This is a genomic window from Enterobacter sp. RHBSTW-00994 (assembly GCF_013782625.1).
In the GTDB taxonomy this organism is placed as follows: Bacteria; Pseudomonadota; Gammaproteobacteria; order Enterobacterales; family Enterobacteriaceae; genus Enterobacter.
This window is the reverse complement of record NZ_CP056199.1, coordinates 340,000-357,969: the sequence shown is the minus strand read 5'-3', so window position 1 is coordinate 357,969 and position 17,970 is coordinate 340,000. Positions and strand designations below refer to the sequence as shown.

The following is a 17,970-nucleotide window of genomic DNA, read 5'->3' as shown; positions in this document are numbered from 1 at the left end:
CTCAATTTCAGGAAACTTCAGGATATATCATCATTATTTACCCACCTAAAAAGAGAGGTAATTCACCACTGTCATTTGAGGCAAGACAGTAGAAGCAATGGATAAATAACAACGTGTTGCTTCACCTTATCCGAAATGGGAGAGTGTAGCAATTTGCTGCAATAAAATATTCGATATATTTAGTGCCATTTCTTTCCACCTTCTTAAGGGTGTTAGCATCGCTTAACTGACTGACAGGAAATGTCATCCCATCTCTGTTTTTTGCACTTTTTTATAAAACGATATCACCGACAAAAGTGTGGATTTGCGCTATACTTGCCGCCTTTTTCGGCTCTATGCCGCCTTTTAGCTGGCTCTTTCCAGCGTGATAAGCACTTTTTTGAGGATACCGACATGCAACTCCCACACTGCCCGAAATGCAATTCTGAATACACTTATGAAGATAACGGCATGTTCATCTGCCCGGAATGCGCACATGAATGGAATGACGCAGAGCCCTCGCAGGAGAGCGATGTACTGACCGTCAAAGATGCGAACGGTAATCTGCTGGCCGACGGCGACAGCGTTACCGTGATTAAAGATCTGAAAGTGAAAGGCAGCTCTTCAATGCTGAAAATCGGCACGAAGGTGAAGAATATTCGTCTGGTAGAAGGCGATCATAATATTGACTGCAAAATTGACGGCTTTGGCCCGATGAAGCTGAAATCTGAGTTCGTGAAAAAGAACTGATTTTCCAGGCCCGGTGGCGCTTCGCTTACCGGGCCTGCCAGAACTACACTTAACGAGCTTCTCTTACCTGAGGTAACGATTATGCCGTTAAGTCCCTACATTGCTTTCGCCGGTAACTGCACAGAGGCCACCGCCTTTTATCAGCAGGCCGTCGGCGCAGAACTCCTCTACAAAATCACCTTCGGTGAAATGCCAAAAGACGAACACAGCGAAGAAGGCTGTCCGTCCGGCATACAATTCCCGGATTCCGCCATTGCCCATTCCAATGTCCGTATCGCAGGCAGCGATATCATGATGAGCGACAGCTTGCCTGATGGAAAAGCACACTACAGTGGTTTTACCCTGGTCCTCGATACCCAGGATGTGGCAGAAGGTAAACGCTGGTTCGATAATCTGGCCCTGGGTGGCACTATTGAAATGGCCTGGCAGGAAACGTTCTGGGCCCACGGATTCGGTAAAGTCACTGATAAATATGGTGTTCCATGGATGATTAACGTCATCAAACAGCACTAAGATGTTGGCGGTGGGCAGTCTGCCTCCGCCTGTCATCATTTCCCCCTCAACTCTTCAAACTTCCGCAACCCGCACTTAACCGAAATGTCACATTGATCCGCCAGCATGAGGCCACATTTATCGTGAGGCTTCAGCACATGCAAACTGTCATCCGCGTCGAGAAACTCAGCAAGACCTTTCATCATAACAAGGCTCTGCATGCCGTTGATCTGACCGTCCAGCAGGGCGAAATGGTGGCGCTGCTGGGGCCATCCGGCTCAGGTAAATCAACCCTTCTGCGTCATTTAAGTGGGCTTATCACCGGCGATAAAACCCCGGAAAGCCACGTTGAGCTGCTGGGTAACACCGTCCAGCGTGCAGGGCGCCTGGCGCGTGATATCCGCAAAAGCCGTGCGCAGACAGGCTACATCTTTCAGCAATTCAACCTGGTGAACCGTCTGACGGTGCTGGAGAACGTACTTATCGGCGCGCTCGGCAGTACACCGTTCTGGCGCACCTGCCTGCGCTGGTTCTCCCCCTCTCAGAAACAGCAAGCCTTGCAGGCGCTGACCCGCGTAGGCATGGCGCACTTTGCCCATCAGCGTGTTTCCACCCTGTCCGGTGGGCAACAGCAACGCGTCGCCATTGCGCGTGCCCTGATGCAAAAAGCAAAAGTGATCCTGGCGGATGAGCCTATTGCCTCGTTAGACCCAGAATCAGCCCGCATCGTGATGGAAACCCTGCGCGACATTAACCAGAACGACGGCATTACCGTTGTGGTGACTCTGCATCAGGTGGATTACGCCCTGCGCTACTGCGAACGCATCGTCGCGTTGCGTCAGGGCCATGTGTTCTTTGATGGCGCAAGTCATCAGTTTGATAGCGAACGTTTTGACCATCTCTACCGCAGCATTAACCGCGTCGAAGAGAACGCGCAGGCTGCTTAACTCAACCCGATCCGAGGAAAGTACATGAGCTACAAAGCCGTTGCCGCGCTGGCCTTTACCAGCATGTTCAGCATCAGCACCCTGTTAAGCCCTGCGTACGCGGAAGAACAGGAAAAAGCACTGAACTTCGGCATTATTTCGACGGAATCACAGCAGAATCTCAAACCTCAGTGGGAACCGTTCCTGAAAGATATGGAAACCAAACTGGGCATCAAAGTGAATGCCTTCTTCGCCCCCGATTATGCGGGCATCATCCAGGGTATGCGGTTTAACAAAGTGGATATTGCCTGGTACGGCAACCTCTCCGCCATGGAAGCGGTGGATCGTGCCAATGGTCAGGTCTTTGCTCAAACCGTTGCGGCAGATGGCTCTCCAGGATACTGGAGCGTACTGATCGTCAACAAAGACAGTCCCATCAATAACCTCAACGACATGCTCGCCAAACGTAAAGATCTGACGTTTGGCAACGGCGATCCTAACTCCACGTCAGGCTTCCTGGTTCCGGGCTATTACGTTTTCGCCAAAAATAATGCCTCTGCCAGTGACTTCAAACGCACCGTGAATGCCGGTCACGAAACCAACGCGCTGGCAGTCGCAAACAAACAGGTCGATGTTGCGACAAACAACACTGAAAACCTCGACAAACTGAAAGTCTCTGCGCCGGACAAACTGAAAGAACTGAAGGTTATCTGGAAATCGCCACTGATCCCTGGCGACCCGATCGTGTGGCGTAAAAACCTTTCCGAGAGCACCAAGGACAAGGTGTACGACTTCTTCATGAATTACGGCAAAACACCGGAAGAGAAAACCGTTCTGGAGCGTCTGGGCTGGGCGCCATTCCGTGCATCAAGCGACCTTCAACTGGTTCCGATTCGCCAACTCGCCCTGTTTAAAGAGATGCAGGGCGTGAAGGATAACAAAGGTCTTAAGGAAGAAGAGAAGACCAGCAAAGTGTCTGAAATTCAGGCGAAGCTGGAAGACCTGGATCGTCTGACCGCGGCGCTGAGCGCCATGACCAGCGTGAATAAAGCGGTTCAGTAACTTTTAGCCCTCACGCAGCCCTCTCCCCAAGGGGAGAGGGCTGCGTGAGGGACATAAACCAAAGGTGTCACACATGCAAACCATCACCGTCCCGCCACCAAAACGCAGCTGGTTCTCCCTGATTAGCTGGGCCATTCTGCTGGCAGTGCTTGTTATCTCCTGGAAGGGTGCGGAAATGGACCCGCTGATGCTGGTCAAAGATTCCGGCAACATGGCGACCTTCGCCGCCGATTTCTTCCCGCCAGACTTTAGCCAGTGGCAAGACTATCTCGGTGAAATGGCCGTCACGATGCAAATCGCCGTCTGGGGCACAGCCCTTGCCGTTATTCTCTCCATTCCGTTTGGCCTGATGAGCGCCGAAAACATCGTCCCCTGGTGGGTTTACCAGCCAATGCGTCGCCTGATGGATGCCTGTCGCGCGATCAATGAAATGGTCTTCGCGATGCTGTTCGTGGTCGCCGTAGGACTTGGTCCTTTCGCGGGCGTGATGGCGCTGTTTATTCACACCACCGGCGTCCTCTCCAAGCTGCTGTCAGAAGCCGTTGAAGCCATCGAACCCGGCCCGGTCGAGGGGATTCGCGCGACGGGTGCAAACAAAATCGAAGAGATCCTCTACGGCGTATTGCCGCAGGTGATGCCACTGCTCATCTCCTACTCACTCTATCGCTTTGAATCCAACGTCCGATCCGCAACGGTGGTCGGTATGGTCGGCGCAGGCGGAATTGGCGTCACCCTGTGGGAAGCGATTCGCGGTTTCCAGTTCCAGCAAACCTGTGCCCTGATGGTGCTCATTATCATCACTGTCAGCCTGCTTGATTTCCTCTCTCAACGTTTGCGTAAGCATTTCATCTGAGAAGCGAGGCTTTGATTTATATGCACGTATCCAGACATCCGACCAGTTACCCTACCCGCTGGCAAGAGATTGCCGCAAAACTCGAAGTCGAGCTGCGCACGCAATATCGCTGTGGTGATTATCTGCCCGCCGAGCAGCAGCTTGCCGACCGCTACGAAGTGAACCGTCACACCTTGCGCCGCGCCATCGACCAGCTGGTTGAACGCGGCTGGGTACAGCGCCGTCAGGGCATTGGCGTACTGGTGCTGATGCGCCCGTTTGACTACCCGCTCAATTCTCAGGCGCGCTTTAGTCAGAACCTGCTCGATCAGGGCAGCCATCCCACCAGCGAAAAACTGCTCTCAGTCTTGCGCCCTGCGTCCAGCCATGTAGCGGATGCGCTCGGTATTCAGGAGGGCGATAACGTAGTGCACCTGAGAACACTGCGCCGGGTGAATGGTGTGGCGGTATGTCAGATCGATCACTACTTTGCCGACCTTACCCTCTGGCCAGTGTTGCAGAATTTCTCCAGCGGATCGCTGCACGACTTTCTGCGGGATGCCACCGGTATTGCACTCAAACGAACCCAGACGCGCATCAGTGCCCGCCGCGCTCAGGCGAAAGAGAGCAAAGTGCTGGAGATCCCAAACATGGCTCCCCTGCTCTGTGTTCGCACCCTTAACCACCGTGACGGCGAGGTCAACGCAACGGAATACTCCGTCAGCCTGACCCGCGCCGACATGATTGAATTCACCATGGAGCACTGAATGTCAGTCGACACCTCCACTCGCCAGCGCTGGATGAGCGTACTTGCCAAAAGTCAGCCAGCCGCGCTGCAAACCCGCATGCATGCCCTGCATCTGACGCCAGACTATACGACCATTCGCGCGCCGGAAATTGGCCTGGTTCAGATCCAGGCGCGTATGGGCGGCACAGGAGCGCGTTTTTTTGCCGGTGATGCCACCCTCACCCGCGCCGTTGTCCGCCTGAAAAGCGGGACACTGGGCTACAGCTATGTCCTGGGTCGCGATAAACAGCACGCTGAGCGCTGTGCAGTTATCGATGCACTTTTGCAGGAACAGACCCATTTTCAGACCCTGATGGAAACCTTAATTGCCCCGCTGGAAGCTGACCACGCTGCACGCACTGCTGCACGTCAGGCCGAAGTGAACACCAGCCGGGTCGACTTCTTTACGCTTGTTCGCGGAGATAACGCATGACGCTTCAACCTGCTTTTACCCTGGCCGTCCAGGATGCCCAACACAGTTTTCGCCGTCTGCTGAAGGCCATGAGCGAGCCTGGCGTCATTGTCTCGCTTCACCCGCTTTCACAAGGCTGGCTGCCGCTGAGCCTCGCGACCACCAGCGTCTTACTCACGCTGGCAGACAATGACACCCCGGTATGGCTCTCTGCCGCGCTGGCGAACGATATCGCCAGACAGAACCTGCGTTTTCACACCAGCGCGCCGTTGGTTGAACAACCGCAACAGGCCATATTTGCCGTGGCGGATGAACAAATTAGCCACGAACAGCTTAACGCCCTTTCCACAGGATCGGCCGTTGCACCGGAAACCAGCGCCACGCTGATTTTGCAGGTCGCCAGCCTGAGCGGAGGACGTATGCTGCGTCTGACTGGCGCGGGGATCGCCGATGAACGCATGGTCGCGCCACAGTTGCCGGAGTGCATCATTCATGAGCTGACCGAACGTCCACACCCGTTCCCGCTGGGTATCGACCTGCTCCTGACCTGCGGCGAACGCCTGCTGGCTATTCCACGAACCACCCATGTGGAGGTGTGCTGATGTACGTTGCTGTCAAAGGGGGCGAAAAGGCGATAGCCGCCGCCCATGCGTTGCAGGAGCACAGACGACGGGGTGATGAGCAGCTTTCCGAGCTGAGCGTTGCCCAGATTGAACAACAGTTAAACCTCGCCGTGGACCGCGTGATGACGGAAGGCGGCATTGCCGACCGGGAACTGGCGGCACTGGCGCTGAAACAGGCCAGTGGCGATAACGTTGAAGCGATTTTCTTGCTGCGCGCCTACCGGACAACGCTGGCTAAGCTGGCAGTCAGCGACCCTGTTGCCACGGCCGACATGCGACTGGAGCGCCGTATTTCGGCGGTCTACAAAGATATCCCCGGCGGTCAGTTGCTTGGCCCGACCTACGACTACACTCACCGCCTGCTGGATTTCACCCTGCTGGCAAACGGTGAATCGCCAGAACTGAAAAAAGCCGCATTTCAACCCCCCCCCTCCCCGCACGTCTTTAGCCTGCTGACAAATCAGGGGCTGGCGAAAGCTGAAGAAGACAACGGAACAACACCCGATGACATCACCCGCACGCCACCGGTTTATCCGTGTTCACGCTCATCACGCCTGCAACAACTGATGCGCGGCGACGAGGGCTACCTGCTGGCGCTGGCCTACTCGACCCAGCGCGGCTACGGGCGCAACCACCCGTTTGCAGCGGAAATACGCAGTGGTCACGTCGATGTCACCATCGTTCCGGAAGAGCTGGGTTTTGCCGTCAACATCGGTGAACTGCTGGTGACAGAATGCGAAATGGTGAACGGCTTCGTCGCCCCGGAAAACGAAGCTCCACATTTTACGCGTGGCTATGGGCTGGTGTTTGGCATGAGTGAACGCAAGGCGATGGCGATGGCGCTGGTCGACCGCGCCCTGCAAGCCCCGGAATACGACGAAACCATTTCAGGCCCGGCACAGGATGAAGAGTTTGTGCTGGCGCATGCAGATAACGTTGAAGCCGCCGGGTTTGTCTCGCACCTCAAATTGCCGCATTACGTCGATTTTCAGGCCGAACTGGAACTGCTGAAACGCCTGCAACGGGAGCGCGAACATGGCTAATTTGAGCGGGTATAACTTTGCCTATCTAGATGAGCAAACCAAACGGATGATCCGTCGCGCCATTTTAAAAGCGGTTGCTATTCCGGGCTATCAGGTTCCGTTTGGCGGCCGTGAAATGCCCATGCCATACGGCTGGGGAACCGGCGGGATCCAGCTTACCGCCAGCGTGATTGGCGAAGCCGATGTGCTGAAGGTCATCGATCAGGGCGCAGATGACACCACCAACGCCGTGTCGATCCGTAATTTCTTCAAACGGGTCACCGGGGTGAATACGACGGAAAAAACTGAGGATGCGACGCTGATCCAGACTCGCCACCGCATTCCAGAAACACCACTCACCGAAGACCAAATCCTGATTTTTCAGGTTCCTATCCCGGAGCCATTGCGTTTTATCGAGCCGCGTGAAACCGAAACCCGCACCATGCACGCCCTGGAAGAGTACGGCATCATGCAGGTGAAGCTGTATGAAGATATCGCCCGCTTCGGCCATATCGCCACCACCTACGCCTACCCGGTGAAAGTCAACGGACGCTACGTTATGGACCCATCACCGATCCCGAAATTCGATAACCCCAAAATGGACATGATGCCTGCGCTCCAGCTCTTCGGGGCCGGGCGCGAAAAGCGTATCTACGCTGTGCCGCCCTATACCCGCGTGGAGAGTCTCGATTTTGACGACCATCCCTTTACGGTTCAGGAGTGGGACGAACCTTGCGCCATCTGCGGTTCGAAACACAGTTACCTGGATGAAGTGGTGCTGGATGATACGGGCAAGCGCATGTTTGTCTGTTCCGACACCGATTTCTGCCGCCAACAGAGCGAGGCGAACAGCCAATGAAACCGCTGCTTTCGGTGAATAACCTGAGCCATTTATATGCGCCAGGAAAAGGCTTCAGCGATGTGTCGTTCGAGCTGTGGCCAGGGGAAGTGCTGGGAATTGTCGGGGAATCCGGATCCGGCAAAACCACACTGCTTAAATCGATTTCCGCCCGCCTTACCCCACAAAACGGGGAGATCCTCTACGAAGGCCAGTCGCTGTACGGAATGAGCGAAGCCGAACGACGTCGCTTGCTGCGCACCGAGTGGGGCGTGGTGCATCAACATCCGATGGACGGTCTGCGCCGTCAGGTCTCGGCGGGCGGCAATATTGGCGAACGGCTGATGGCAACGGGCGCGCGTCACTACGGCAATATCCGCGCAACGGCGCAACAGTGGCTCGAAGACGTGGAGATCCCCGCATCACGTATTGATGACCTGCCAACCACCTTCTCCGGCGGTATGCAGCAGCGCCTGCAAATCGCCCGCAACCTGGTGACCCACCCAAAGCTGATGTTTATGGATGAACCCACCGGGGGGCTGGATGTCTCCGTTCAGGCACGCCTGCTGGACCTGCTGCGCGGCCTGGTGGTGGAACTGAATCTGGCGGTGGTGATTGTCACCCATGATTTGGGCGTTGCACGCCTTCTGGCCGACCGTCTGCTGGTAATGAAACAAGGCCAGGTGGTGGAAAGTGGGCTAACTGATCGCGTACTCGACGACCCACACCATCCGTACACCCAGTTGCTGGTGTCGTCCGTTTTGCAGAACTAAGAGGCCAACATGATCCGCGTAGAAAACGTGAGTAAGACCTTTGTACTCCACCAGCAAAACGGCGTGCGTCTGCCGGTACTGCAACATGCCACGATGAATGTCAAAAGCGGCGAATGTGTGGTGCTGCACGGTCATTCCGGCAGTGGAAAATCGACGCTGCTGCGTTCGCTCTATGCCAACTATCTGCCGGACGAAGGCCACATTCACATTCGCCATGGTGATGAATGGGTCGATCTGGTTCAGGCTCCTGCGCGGAAGGTGCTGGATGTCCGCCGTTCAACGATCGGCTGGGTGAGCCAGTTTTTGCGGGTGATCCCCAGGATCTCCGCACTCGACGTCGTCATGCAACCCTTGCTGGATCTGGGCGTACCGCGTGAAACCTGCGCCGCCAAAGCCGCCAGCCTGCTGACTCGCCTGAACGTACCAGAACGCTTATGGCATCTGGCGCCTTCCACCTTTTCCGGGGGCGAGCAACAGCGCGTCAATATCGCCCGTGGTTTTATCGTCGATTACCCGATTTTACTCCTGGATGAACCCACCGCCTCGCTGGACAGCAAAAACAGCGCAGCCGTGGTTGAACTGATTGAACAAGCCAAAGCGCGCGGAGCAGCGATCGTCGGGATCTTCCACGACGCAACTGTCCGCGATCGTGTGGCAGATCGTCTCTATGCGATGGGAGTCGCACCATGATTATCAATAACGTAAAACTGGTTCTGGAAAACGAGGTGATCGACGGATCGATTGAGGTACAGGACGGAGTGATCCGCGCGTTTGCTGAATCGCAAAGCCGTTCTCCTGAGGCGATGGATGGCGAAGGCGGTTGGCTGTTGCCGGGTCTGATTGAACTGCATACCGATAACCTGGATAAATTCTTTACGCCGCGCCCGAAAGTCGACTGGCCTGCTCATTCAGCGATGAGCAGCCACGATGCGCTGATGGTCGCCAGCGGTATTACGACCGTTCTGGACGCAGTGGCGATTGGCGATGTCCGCGATGGTGGCGATCGACTGGAAAACCTGGAGAAGATGATCAACGCGGTGGAAGAGACGCAAAAGCGGGGTCTGAACCGCGCCGAGCACCGGCTTCATCTGCGCTGCGAACTTCCTCATCACACCACCCTGCCTCTGTTTGAAAAGCTGGTCGGGCGCGAGCCTGTCACGCTGGTCTCGCTGATGGACCACTCCCCTGGCCAACGCCAGTTCGCCAATATCGAAAAATATCGCGAGTATTATCAGGGCAAATATTCGCTCACCAATGAGGAGATGGCGCGCTACGAGGAAGAGCAACTCGCGCTGGCCGCCCGGTGGTCACAGCCAAACCGCCTCGCCATTGCTGCCCTGTGCCGGGATCGTCATATCGCGTTAGCCAGCCACGACGACGCGACCCACGAACATGTTCACGAATCCCATCAACTTGGCAGCGTGATCGCCGAATTTCCCACCACCTTTGCAGCCGCAGAAGCCTCACGCCAACACGGCATGAACGTGTTGATGGGCGCACCTAACATCGTGCGTGGCGGTTCACACTCCGGGAACGTCGCCGCCAGCAAACTGGCCGCACTGGGTTTTCTGGATATTCTCTCCTCCGATTACTACCCCGCCAGCCTGCTGGATGCTGCGTTCCGTGTCGCGGACGACGACGAAAATAGTTTTTCTCTGCCGCAGGCTATTCGCCTGGTGACAAAAAACCCGGCTGAGGCGCTACATCTTCAGGATCGCGGGGTGATTGGGGAAGGCAAACGGGCAGATCTGGTGCTGGCACATCGCAAAGGCGATCACGTTCATATCGACCACGTCTGGCGTCAGGGAAAAAGGGTGTTCTGATGGGAAGACTGATCTGGTTAATGGGGCCATCCGGCTCCGGAAAAGACAGCCTGCTGTCGGCGTTACGGCAGCGAGAACATACCCAGCTACTGGTCGCGCATCGCTACATTACCCGTGCAGCGAACGCCGGAAGTGAAAACCATATTTCACTGAGCGAACAGGAATTTTTTACCCGCGCCGGACAAAACCTACTGGCACTCAGCTGGCATGCGAATGGCTTCTACTATGGTGTGGGCGTGGAGATAGATCTGTGGCTCCATGCCGGATTTGACGTGCTGGTGAACGGCTCCCGCGCTCACCTTGCGCAGGCGCATGCCCGCTATGAAGCCGCATTACTTCCCGTTTGTTTACAGGTATCGCCCGATATTCTGCGCCAACGCCTGCAAAACCGTGGGCGAGAGAGTGCGCGCGAGATCGACCTGCGCCTGGAGCGCGCGGCACGGTATACCCCTTCTGACTGCCATATCCTCAACAACGACGGAAGTTTGCTACAGTCAGTCGATAATTTTTTATCACTGATTCGCCAGAAGGAGAAACACCATGTCTGCCTGTGAACTTCGCCGCGCCGGGCCTGATGATGCACTTGCGGTTTACGCTCTGATTTGCGAACTCAAGCAAGCCGAATTTGACCGACAGGCCTTTCATGCCGGCTTTATTGCCAACCTTCAGGACCGCAATATGCACTATCAGCTGGCGCTACTGGATGGGCATATCATCGGCATGATTGGACTGCATTTACAGTTTCATCTCCACCATGCGAGGTGGATCGGTGAGATCCAGGAGTTGGTAGTGATGCCGCAAGCACGTGGACTGAAAGTCGGTAGCCAACTGCTGGCGTGGGCTGAGGACAAAGCTCGCCACGCCGGTGCGGAATTAACGGAACTGTCTACCAGCGTGAAGCGTGTAGACGCACACCGTTTTTATGTGCGTGAAGGCTACACACAGAGCCACTTTCGCTTTACCAAACCGCTGTAGAGGTGGATATGAGTTTGACGATCACGTTGACGGGAACTGGTGGCGCTCAGCTTGTGCCCGTGTTTGGCTGCGACTGCGCGGCATGCCGTCGGGCACGTTTGCAAGTCAATCACCGCCGTCGCCCCTGTAGTGCGGTGGTCAAATTCAACAACGCAGTGACACTGCTGGATGCGGGGCTTCCGGACCTGATGGACGACTGGCCTGCGGGCAGCTTCCAGCAGTTTTTGCTCACCCATTACCATATGGACCATGTGCAGGGGTTGTTCCCGCTACGCTGGGGAGTCGGCGCAACCCTTCCGGTCTACGGCCCGCCGGACGACGCTGGCTGCGATGACCTGTTTAAACACCCCGGAATTCTGGATTTTAGCCACACGGTCGAGCCCTTTGTGGTCTTCGAGCTACAGGGATTACGGGTGACACCATTGCCGCTCAACCACTCAAAACTCACCTTTGGTTATTTACTGGAAAGCGCCCACAGCCGTGTGGCATGGCTCTCCGATACCGCCGGACTGCCTGAAAAAACAGTGAAGTTCCTGCTCAATAACCAGCCGCAGGTCATTATTATCGACTGTAGCCATGCCCCGCGTGATGAAACGCCAGGCAACCACTGTGATTTAAATACGGTGATTGCATTGAATAACGTGATTGGCTGTCCGCAGGTGATTCTGACCCATATCAGCCACCAGTTTGACGTATGGCTCATGGATAACCCGTTGCCGGAAGGGTTCGAAGCGGGGTATGACGGAATGGTGCTGGCGCTGGATTAACGCCACTTCACTGTCTCTTCACTTATGCTGATTATCCTCCCCCTTCAACGTGAATACTCTGAAGGGGAATGCTATGACAAAAACACGCCGTATTATCCATCACGCTTGCTGGTTTGCTTTATTAGCCCCACACGCTGGTGTGCCCGTTGCCATTGTCGGTAAAGTGCTCACCAGTTCTTACACGCCAGGACAACTCCTCCTGCAAATCCTCAGCGTCTTACCGCTGTTTATGGCATTAACCTGGATTGTAGGTGGTCTCGCAGCCCTGCTGACCGGCATAGCTGCGGCATGCTTTCCTCAACGTATCTATCACTCTGCCTGGCGAAGAACGCTTGCCTGCGGTGCGATCGGCGCGGTTATCGCCTCTTTTTGCTGGTTGCTGATCATCAAAGAGCTTCCCCCTGATTTTCTCTGGATGTCGACCGGCCCTGGACTGTTGGCCGGGCTAATCATGGGCTGGGCTGTGCCGTATCTCCCGTTTCGTGGCGAGCAGACGGATGGCATGCAAGCCAAAACGGTTTCCATCGCGCACGAAGAAACCGCACCTGACCATTAACGATCGTCACTCTCTTCCAGCCTTCGTTCGTCGTCTTCAAGCTGTCGTCTGTCATCATCAAGCCGACGCTGACGCTCGTCTAAACGGCGGCGTCGGTCTTCAAGCTGTCGGCGACGATCGTCATACTGCCTGCTGTCATTCCGACGGCTGTCATCATAATGATCTCCGTCATCATTACTGCGGCTACTGCTGGGGTTATAGGCATCGTTGATCGCCTGCTGAATATTGCCGATGGCATCATCTACAATATCGGCGTGAGCCAGTTGACTGGTTAAAGACAGCAAACCCAATAACAGAGCGGTAGAGTAACATTTCATAAAGCCAGTCTCGCAGGGGGGCTGGCTTTACAGTAAACAGCAGCAGGTTGCAGAGGTAGCGGAGGAATCTCAATTCGCGGTCACCTTCCGCAGCGCCTGCGCCAGTTGCACGCGGGTAAAAGGCTTGCGCAATAGCGCCACGTCCGGCAACTGTGGGTTATGCGCCGGACGTAAATCCTGGCCGCTCATCAGCAACACGGGAAGATGCGGAAAACGGCTGCGAACATGGTTAATCACCTCCGCACCGCTTAAGTTCCCTGGCAGCATTAAATCACTGATAAACATGCCAATATCCGGCGAGGCTTCCAGCATACTCAGCGCCTGCTCACCGCTTTCCGCTTCGAGCGTTAAATAACCCAGCTGGTGCAGTTGCTCACACAGCGTCTGGCGAACATCAGCCTCATCCTCCAGTACCAGAACCAACTGGTCGCTTGGCTCTGAGGCCGTCGCAGTCCGTATTTCTTCCCTGGGTACGGCCAGCAGCGTAGAACGTGGCAGTTGCAAGCGGACGGTTGTCCCCTGCCCTGGCGCACTTTCAATTTCCACCCGTCCACCGGACTGGCGCACAAATCCGTAGACCATCGACAACCCTAGCCCACTGCCGCTTCCGGTCTGTTTAGTGGTAAAGAACGGTTCGAAAACCTGGGACTTCACCTCCTGCGACATCCCCGTTCCGTGGTCGATCACTTCCAGCGCCACCATGTCCTGCTTGCGTCCGTCACTGCGGGTAACACGCTGGTTCCAGGTGCGAATTTTAATGACACCTGTTTGCCCTTCCATCGCGTCGCGGGCGTTCATCACCAGATTGATAATGGCGTTTTCCAGTTGGCTAACATCAATCCAGGCAGACCACGCCGGAGACTGCGCTTCAATATCCAGCGTCAGGGAAGCGGGCAATGAATGGCACATCAGCTCCCCCAGGTTCTCCAGCAGCGGTTTCATCTCCACGGCATGCGGATTGAGGGACTGCTTGCGAGAGAACGCCAGCAGACGCTGAGTCAGCAACGCGCCGCGTTCCGCGGCTTTCAGCGCACGGGTAATGCGCGGTGCATCCGGCGAGGCACGATCCGTCAGCTCCAGGCTACCGATAATCACCGCCAGCAGGTTGTTAAAGTCATGCGCCAGGCCGCCCGTCAGTTGCCCCACGGCTTTCATTTTTTGACTGTGCAACAGCGCCTCTTCCAGCCCCTGGCGCTCAATACGATCGACCTCCATCTGCGAGGTTTTTTCTTTCAGCAGCCGGGTGGTGTGTTCCAGTGACGCGGTGTTGCGGGCAAAAACGTTGAACGCGCGCGCCAGCTCGCCCAGCTCGTCACGGCGTTGCAGGGCGGGGACGGAAACATCCTGCTCGCCGTGCGCTAATCGCGACATTGCGCGGGAAATGGCCGTCAGGTTGGAGCCTAAATTGCGGTAGATATACCAGCAGGCACAGCCGGTGATGATGAGTGCCAGAACGGCGAAAATCGAGATAAAGACGCTGATCGAGCGCAGTTCCTGATGGCTCTGGGCAGTGCGAAGCTGGGATGCCTGAGCCACCTGCTCAACATACTGATTAATATCGCTGTTTAAGATCGCAACCAGCGCCTTAATGTGGAACATATACCAGCTAATCGCCAAATCGCTCTCTTCCAGCTGTTTGGATAAGGGGGCAAGCTTGCGCAGTTCAGCGTTGAAATCGGGAAGGACAAAATCCGCAACAGGCTGTGGAGCCGTTCGTGGCAGAGAGGCCATTACTCCGTTTAATTGCTGAATGGTGGCACGTGGCGAAGGCGTACCTATTGCCGCCACAATCAGCCGATCCATCTCTCCCAGCAGCTGTGCATCTGGTACGTTACCGCCAAAACGACGCTGAATATCCTGTAAATGACGCAAGTAACTCTGGCTTTGATAGAGTGCGCTAAGCAGCGCGTTGCGCTCCAGATGACGGCGTTGCCCCCGCTCCAGCATCTCCGTCACGCTTTGCTGTAATTCATTACTGCGCTGGATAATTCGCGCCACCAGTGCCGGTTCCTGCTGCGCCAGCGGGGCATCAGCCAGTTGTTCCAGAGAGTGACGTAAAGCCATTTGTGTCTGCTTAAGCCTGTCTGCCTCACCTTTGTACTCCAGCGCACCCACCACCTGCGACAACCGCACCGCCGCCGTCGCCACATTGGCAGTATCACGCGCCAGGTTCATGCTGCCGGTCATGTCATCAAGCGTTTGCTGCTGCACCTGCTCCTGGATCTGGCTGGCATGACGAAAGCCCAGTACCGCCACACCGCTCACCATCAACGTCACCGCGACCACCAGCAGGTTGAAAATCAGCAGGCGACCACGGGCGCTGGTGAAAAAAGGGGGACGGCGTGAGGGCATCGCTTCGCTCCGGTGCAGGACGATTTCGTCCCGTAACTGTGATCCATATTAACTATTCATAACTATGACAAATATGAACGGCTTCTGACATTTTGCATTTACGAACCTGTGATGAAGTGCGGATATCGAGCTTCACAGGAGATCCGCCATGAGCAGAACCCCGGTATTAGAGATGCGCAATATTGCCAAGGTGTTTGGCAGTTTCCACGCGCTCAAAGGTGTGGATCTGACGGTATTTCCCGGTGAGATCCACGCATTAATGGGTGAAAATGGTGCGGGTAAAAGCACGCTGATGAAGATCCTGGCCGGGGCATACACCGCCACCAGCGGTGAGATCCTGATCGACGGCCAGGTGTTTCACATCAAAGGGCCAAAAGATGCATTGGCCGCAGGTATTACCCTGATTTATCAGGAGATGCAGCTTGCCCCCAATCTCAGCGTAGCCGAAAACATCTTTCTCGGAAGCGAGCTGTCGCGTGGCGGACTGGTGCAGCGTAAAGAGATGGCTGCCCAGGCCCAGGCCGTCATTGACCGCCTGGGTGCGCACTTCAAAGCGACCGATCTGGTGATGAAGCTGACCATCGCCGAACAGCAGCAGGTAGAAATCGCCCGCGCACTGCACCGTAACAGCCGTATCCTGGTGATGGATGAACCCACAGCGGCACTCTCTTCTCGCGAAACCCATCGCCTGTTTGAATTGATCCTGCGCCTGCGTGATGAAGGCATGGCGATTATCTATATCAGCCACCGTATGGCCGAAGTGTATGAGTTGTCCGACCGGGTCAGCGTTTTGCGTGATGGGCAATACGTCGGCAGCCTGACGCGTGACAAGCTCAGCGCTTCTGAACTGGTGAAGATGATGGTAGGTCGCCCGCTGAGTGATCTGTTCAACAAAGAGCGCGATATCCCGCTCGGTAGCCCGCGCCTTAATGTGCATCACCTCACCGACGGCAAGAAAGTGCTCCCCTGCAGTTTGCAGGTCCGTTCCGGGGAGATCGTCGGTCTGGCAGGGCTGGTGGGGGCAGGACGTTCCGAACTGGCACAGCTGATTTTTGGCGTGCGTAAAGCCACGGGCGGCATGATTGAAGTGGATGGCGAACCCGTGGTGATCCACTCCCCGCGCGCGGCCATTGATAACGGCATTGGTTTCCTCACCGAAAACCGCAAAGAACAAGGGTTGTTCCTGGAGCTGGCGGCACAGGAAAACATCACCATGGCGACACTGGAGCGTGACGCCACCTTTGGCATGCTCAACCGCAAAAAAGCCCAATCGATTTCTGATGATGCCATCGCCCTGCTCAATATCCGTGTTCCACATTCGCAAGTTCGTGCAGGCGGGCTTTCCGGAGGCAATCAACAAAAACTGCTGATCTCCCGCTGGGTCGCCATTGGACCTCGCATTCTGATTCTGGATGAGCCAACGCGTGGTGTGGATGTGGGGGCGAAAAGTGAAATCTACCGCATCATGAACCAGATGGCGCGCAAAGGGGTGGCGATCCTGATGATCTCCAGTGAACTGCCGGAGGTGGTAGGGATGAGCGACCGCGTGTATGTGATGCGCGAAGGCAGCATTGCAGGCGAATTACACGGACACGACATCACCCAGGAAAACATTATGACGCTGGCAACCGGCGTGAACGACTCTCATCACCAGGCGGTGCAATCATGACGAACTCAACCAACCCGCAGCAGGTCGCAAAATCCGCTTCCGCCAAAAAAATGCTGATGAGCGATCTGATGCAAACGGTCGGTATTTTGCCCATTTTAATTCTGATCGTGGCGGTATTTGGTTTTATCGCTCCAAACTTCTTCACCGAGAGCAACCTGCTGAACATTACCCGCCAGGCATCGATTAACATCGTCCTGGCTGCGGGGATGACCTTCATCATTTTGACCGGCGGTATTGATTTGTCCGTGGGCTCCATTCTGGGAACAACTGCAGTCGCAGCAATGGTGGTGTCGCTAATACCAGAACTCGCCATGCTCTCCATTCCCGCCGCACTAATGCTCGGTCTGGTGCTCGGCCTGTTTAACGGCGCGCTGGTGGCCTTTGCCGGGCTACCGCCGTTTATCGTCACCCTCGGCACGTATACGGCGCTACGCGGTGCGGCGTACCTGCTGGCAGACGGCACAACGGTGATTAACTCAAACATTAATTTCGAATGGATCGGCAATAACTACCTCGGGCCGATCCCGTGGCTGGTGGTGATCGCGCTGGCGGTAATCGTCGTGTGCTGGTTTATTCTGCGCCGTACCACACTGGGTGTTCATATTTACGCGGTGGGCGGCAATATGCAGGCCGCACGCTTAACAGGCATCAAGGTGTGGCTGGTACTGCTGTTTGTATATGGCATGAGCGGCCTGCTCTCCGGGCTTGGCGGGGTGATGAGCGCCTCGCGGCTTTACAGCGCCAACGGCAACTTAGGGACAGGTTATGAGCTGGACGCCATCGCGGCGGTGATCCTCGGCGGAACGAGCTTTGTCGGTGGGATCGGGACGATCACCGGCACGCTGGTGGGCGCACTGATTATCGCCACCCTGAACAACGGCATGACGCTGATGGGCGTCTCCTACTTCTGGCAACTGGTGATCAAAGGGGCGGTGATCATCATAGCGGTGCTGATCGACAAATACCGTACCCGACACCATCAAAGTGCATAACAACAACATCTTACCTTGAGGAA

21 protein-coding genes are annotated in these 17,970 nt (G+C 55.8%); 19 read left to right on the top strand and 2 right to left on the bottom strand.

The window, feature by feature from the left end; all coding sequences use genetic code 11:
- The first annotated feature begins 393 nt into the window (after window positions 1–393).
- The 17 genes from HV346_RS01695 (at window position 394) to HV346_RS01615 (ending at window position 12,617) form a co-directional block, all read left to right on the top strand.
- Window positions 394–729: a zinc ribbon domain-containing protein YjdM gene (locus tag HV346_RS01695; RefSeq protein WP_181621908.1), complete on the top strand. Its 336-nt coding sequence runs from the start codon at window positions 394–396 to the stop codon at window positions 727–729.
- Between the two features lie 81 nt (window positions 730–810).
- Complete coding sequence (gene yjdN, locus HV346_RS01690; protein ID WP_181621907.1) at window positions 811–1,242, top strand: VOC family metalloprotein YjdN; 432 nt, start codon at window positions 811–813, stop codon at window positions 1,240–1,242.
- Window positions 1,243–1,379: 137 nt separating this feature from the next.
- Complete coding sequence (gene phnC, locus HV346_RS01685) at window positions 1,380–2,168, top strand: phosphonate ABC transporter ATP-binding protein (protein WP_181621906.1); 789 nt, start codon at window positions 1,380–1,382, stop codon at window positions 2,166–2,168.
- A gap of 24 nt (window positions 2,169–2,192) precedes the next feature.
- Window positions 2,193–3,209, top strand: coding sequence for a phosphonate ABC transporter substrate-binding protein (gene phnD, locus HV346_RS01680; RefSeq protein ID WP_181621905.1), 1,017 nt, complete (start codon window positions 2,193–2,195; stop codon window positions 3,207–3,209).
- A 73-nt stretch (window positions 3,210–3,282) separates the two neighbouring features.
- Window positions 3,283–4,062: a phosphonate ABC transporter, permease protein PhnE gene (gene phnE / locus HV346_RS01675; protein WP_181621904.1), complete on the top strand. Its 780-nt coding sequence runs from the start codon at window positions 3,283–3,285 to the stop codon at window positions 4,060–4,062.
- 20 nt (window positions 4,063–4,082) lie between these two features.
- Window positions 4,083–4,808 carry a phosphonate metabolism transcriptional regulator PhnF gene (gene phnF / locus HV346_RS01670; RefSeq protein ID WP_181621903.1) on the top strand — a complete coding sequence of 242 codons (726 nt, stop codon included), beginning with the start codon at window positions 4,083–4,085 and terminating at the stop codon, window positions 4,806–4,808.
- The gene (gene phnG / locus HV346_RS01665) at window positions 4,809–5,261 is read left to right on the top strand and encodes a phosphonate C-P lyase system protein PhnG (protein WP_181621902.1); all 453 of its coding nucleotides are present in this window, start codon (window positions 4,809–4,811) and stop codon (window positions 5,259–5,261) included.
- A complete protein-coding gene (gene phnH, locus HV346_RS01660) occupies window positions 5,258–5,842 on the top strand; it encodes a phosphonate C-P lyase system protein PhnH (RefSeq protein WP_181621901.1) in 585 nt (194 codons plus the stop codon). Before phnG ends, phnH begins: the two co-directional genes overlap by 4 nt.
- Window positions 5,842–6,906: a carbon-phosphorus lyase complex subunit PhnI gene (locus HV346_RS01655; RefSeq protein ID WP_181621900.1), complete on the top strand. Its 1,065-nt coding sequence runs from the start codon at window positions 5,842–5,844 to the stop codon at window positions 6,904–6,906. Before phnH ends, HV346_RS01655 begins: the two co-directional genes overlap by 1 nt.
- Window positions 6,899–7,744 carry an alpha-D-ribose 1-methylphosphonate 5-phosphate C-P-lyase PhnJ gene (gene phnJ / locus HV346_RS01650; protein ID WP_181621899.1) on the top strand — a complete coding sequence of 282 codons (846 nt, stop codon included), beginning with the start codon at window positions 6,899–6,901 and terminating at the stop codon, window positions 7,742–7,744. Before HV346_RS01655 ends, phnJ begins: the two co-directional genes overlap by 8 nt.
- Window positions 7,741–8,496 carry a phosphonate C-P lyase system protein PhnK gene (gene phnK, locus HV346_RS01645; RefSeq protein WP_181621898.1) on the top strand — a complete coding sequence of 252 codons (756 nt, stop codon included), beginning with the start codon at window positions 7,741–7,743 and terminating at the stop codon, window positions 8,494–8,496. The genes phnJ and phnK overlap by 4 nt, the downstream gene beginning before the upstream one ends.
- A gap of 9 nt (window positions 8,497–8,505) precedes the next feature.
- Window positions 8,506–9,186, top strand: coding sequence for a phosphonate C-P lyase system protein PhnL (gene phnL, locus HV346_RS01640; RefSeq protein WP_181621897.1), 681 nt, complete (start codon window positions 8,506–8,508; stop codon window positions 9,184–9,186).
- On the top strand, window positions 9,183–10,319 hold the full coding sequence (phnM, locus tag HV346_RS01635; protein WP_181621896.1) for an alpha-D-ribose 1-methylphosphonate 5-triphosphate diphosphatase: 1,137 nt from the start codon (window positions 9,183–9,185) through the stop codon (window positions 10,317–10,319). The genes phnL and phnM overlap by 4 nt, the downstream gene beginning before the upstream one ends.
- Window positions 10,316–10,873, top strand: coding sequence for a ribose 1,5-bisphosphokinase (gene phnN, locus HV346_RS01630; RefSeq protein ID WP_181623664.1), 558 nt, complete (start codon window positions 10,316–10,318; stop codon window positions 10,871–10,873). The genes phnM and phnN overlap by 4 nt, the downstream gene beginning before the upstream one ends.
- Window positions 10,860–11,294 (top strand): aminoalkylphosphonate N-acetyltransferase, encoded by a 435-nt coding sequence (phnO, locus tag HV346_RS01625; protein ID WP_181621895.1) that lies wholly within the window; start codon window positions 10,860–10,862, stop codon window positions 11,292–11,294. The genes phnN and phnO overlap by 14 nt, the downstream gene beginning before the upstream one ends.
- Window positions 11,295–11,302: 8 nt before the next feature.
- Window positions 11,303–12,061 (top strand): phosphonate metabolism protein PhnP, encoded by a 759-nt coding sequence (phnP, locus tag HV346_RS01620; protein ID WP_181621894.1) that lies wholly within the window; start codon window positions 11,303–11,305, stop codon window positions 12,059–12,061.
- Window positions 12,062–12,134: 73 nt separating this feature from the next.
- Window positions 12,135–12,617 (top strand): hypothetical protein, encoded by a 483-nt coding sequence (locus HV346_RS01615; RefSeq protein ID WP_181621893.1) that lies wholly within the window; start codon window positions 12,135–12,137, stop codon window positions 12,615–12,617.
- Here HV346_RS01615 and yjdP read toward each other — a convergent pair.
- Together yjdP and HV346_RS01605 are read right to left on the bottom strand one after the other, a co-directional pair.
- Window positions 12,614–12,934 (bottom strand): DDRRRQL repeat protein YjdP, encoded by a 321-nt coding sequence (yjdP, locus tag HV346_RS01610; RefSeq protein ID WP_181621892.1) that lies wholly within the window; start codon window positions 12,932–12,934, stop codon window positions 12,614–12,616. The genes HV346_RS01615 and yjdP overlap by 4 nt on opposite strands.
- 69 nt (window positions 12,935–13,003) lie before the next feature.
- A complete protein-coding gene (locus HV346_RS01605) occupies window positions 13,004–15,286 on the bottom strand; it encodes an ATP-binding protein (protein WP_181621891.1) in 2,283 nt (760 codons plus the stop codon).
- 148 nt (window positions 15,287–15,434) lie between these two features.
- On the opposite strand from HV346_RS01605, the gene HV346_RS01600 reads away from it, so the two are divergent.
- Window positions 15,435–16,955, top strand: a complete 1,521-nt coding sequence (locus HV346_RS01600) for a sugar ABC transporter ATP-binding protein (protein WP_181621890.1) — start codon at window positions 15,435–15,437, stop codon at window positions 16,953–16,955.
- Window positions 16,952–17,947: a ribose ABC transporter permease gene (locus tag HV346_RS01595; protein WP_181621889.1), complete on the top strand. Its 996-nt coding sequence runs from the start codon at window positions 16,952–16,954 to the stop codon at window positions 17,945–17,947. Before HV346_RS01600 ends, HV346_RS01595 begins: the two co-directional genes overlap by 4 nt.
- The last annotated feature ends 23 nt before the right edge of the window (window positions 17,948–17,970 follow it).

What these genes read in the sequence shown, in the direction of transcription:
- phnP (WP_181621894.1), top strand. Translation starts at nt 11,303, where the DNA reads ATGAGTTTGACGATCACGTTGACGGGAACTGGTGGCGCTCAGCTTGTG.
- yjdN (WP_181621907.1), top strand. Translation starts at nt 811, where the DNA reads ATGCCGTTAAGTCCCTACATTGCTTTCGCCGGTAACTGCACAGAGGCC.
- HV346_RS01615 (WP_181621893.1), top strand. Translation starts at nt 12,135, where the DNA reads ATGACAAAAACACGCCGTATTATCCATCACGCTTGCTGGTTTGCTTTA.
- yjdP (WP_181621892.1), bottom strand. Translation starts at nt 12,934, where the DNA reads ATGAAATGTTACTCTACCGCTCTGTTATTGGGTTTGCTGTCTTTAACC.
- phnC (WP_181621906.1), top strand. Translation starts at nt 1,380, where the DNA reads ATGCAAACTGTCATCCGCGTCGAGAAACTCAGCAAGACCTTTCATCAT.
- HV346_RS01600 (WP_181621890.1), top strand. Translation starts at nt 15,435, where the DNA reads ATGAGCAGAACCCCGGTATTAGAGATGCGCAATATTGCCAAGGTGTTT.
- phnH (WP_181621901.1), top strand. Translation starts at nt 5,258, where the DNA reads ATGACGCTTCAACCTGCTTTTACCCTGGCCGTCCAGGATGCCCAACAC.
- phnD (WP_181621905.1), top strand. Translation starts at nt 2,193, where the DNA reads ATGAGCTACAAAGCCGTTGCCGCGCTGGCCTTTACCAGCATGTTCAGC.
- HV346_RS01655 (WP_181621900.1), top strand. Translation starts at nt 5,842, where the DNA reads ATGTACGTTGCTGTCAAAGGGGGCGAAAAGGCGATAGCCGCCGCCCAT.
- phnM (WP_181621896.1), top strand. Translation starts at nt 9,183, where the DNA reads ATGATTATCAATAACGTAAAACTGGTTCTGGAAAACGAGGTGATCGAC.
- phnJ (WP_181621899.1), top strand. Translation starts at nt 6,899, where the DNA reads ATGGCTAATTTGAGCGGGTATAACTTTGCCTATCTAGATGAGCAAACC.
- HV346_RS01605 (WP_181621891.1), bottom strand. Translation starts at nt 15,286, where the DNA reads ATGCCCTCACGCCGTCCCCCTTTTTTCACCAGCGCCCGTGGTCGCCTG.
- phnF (WP_181621903.1), top strand. Translation starts at nt 4,083, where the DNA reads ATGCACGTATCCAGACATCCGACCAGTTACCCTACCCGCTGGCAAGAG.
- HV346_RS01595 (WP_181621889.1), top strand. Translation starts at nt 16,952, where the DNA reads ATGACGAACTCAACCAACCCGCAGCAGGTCGCAAAATCCGCTTCCGCC.
- phnK (WP_181621898.1), top strand. Translation starts at nt 7,741, where the DNA reads ATGAAACCGCTGCTTTCGGTGAATAACCTGAGCCATTTATATGCGCCA.
- phnG (WP_181621902.1), top strand. Translation starts at nt 4,809, where the DNA reads ATGTCAGTCGACACCTCCACTCGCCAGCGCTGGATGAGCGTACTTGCC.
- phnE (WP_181621904.1), top strand. Translation starts at nt 3,283, where the DNA reads ATGCAAACCATCACCGTCCCGCCACCAAAACGCAGCTGGTTCTCCCTG.
- HV346_RS01695 (WP_181621908.1), top strand. Translation starts at nt 394, where the DNA reads ATGCAACTCCCACACTGCCCGAAATGCAATTCTGAATACACTTATGAA.
- phnO (WP_181621895.1), top strand. Translation starts at nt 10,860, where the DNA reads ATGTCTGCCTGTGAACTTCGCCGCGCCGGGCCTGATGATGCACTTGCG.
- phnL (WP_181621897.1), top strand. Translation starts at nt 8,506, where the DNA reads ATGATCCGCGTAGAAAACGTGAGTAAGACCTTTGTACTCCACCAGCAA.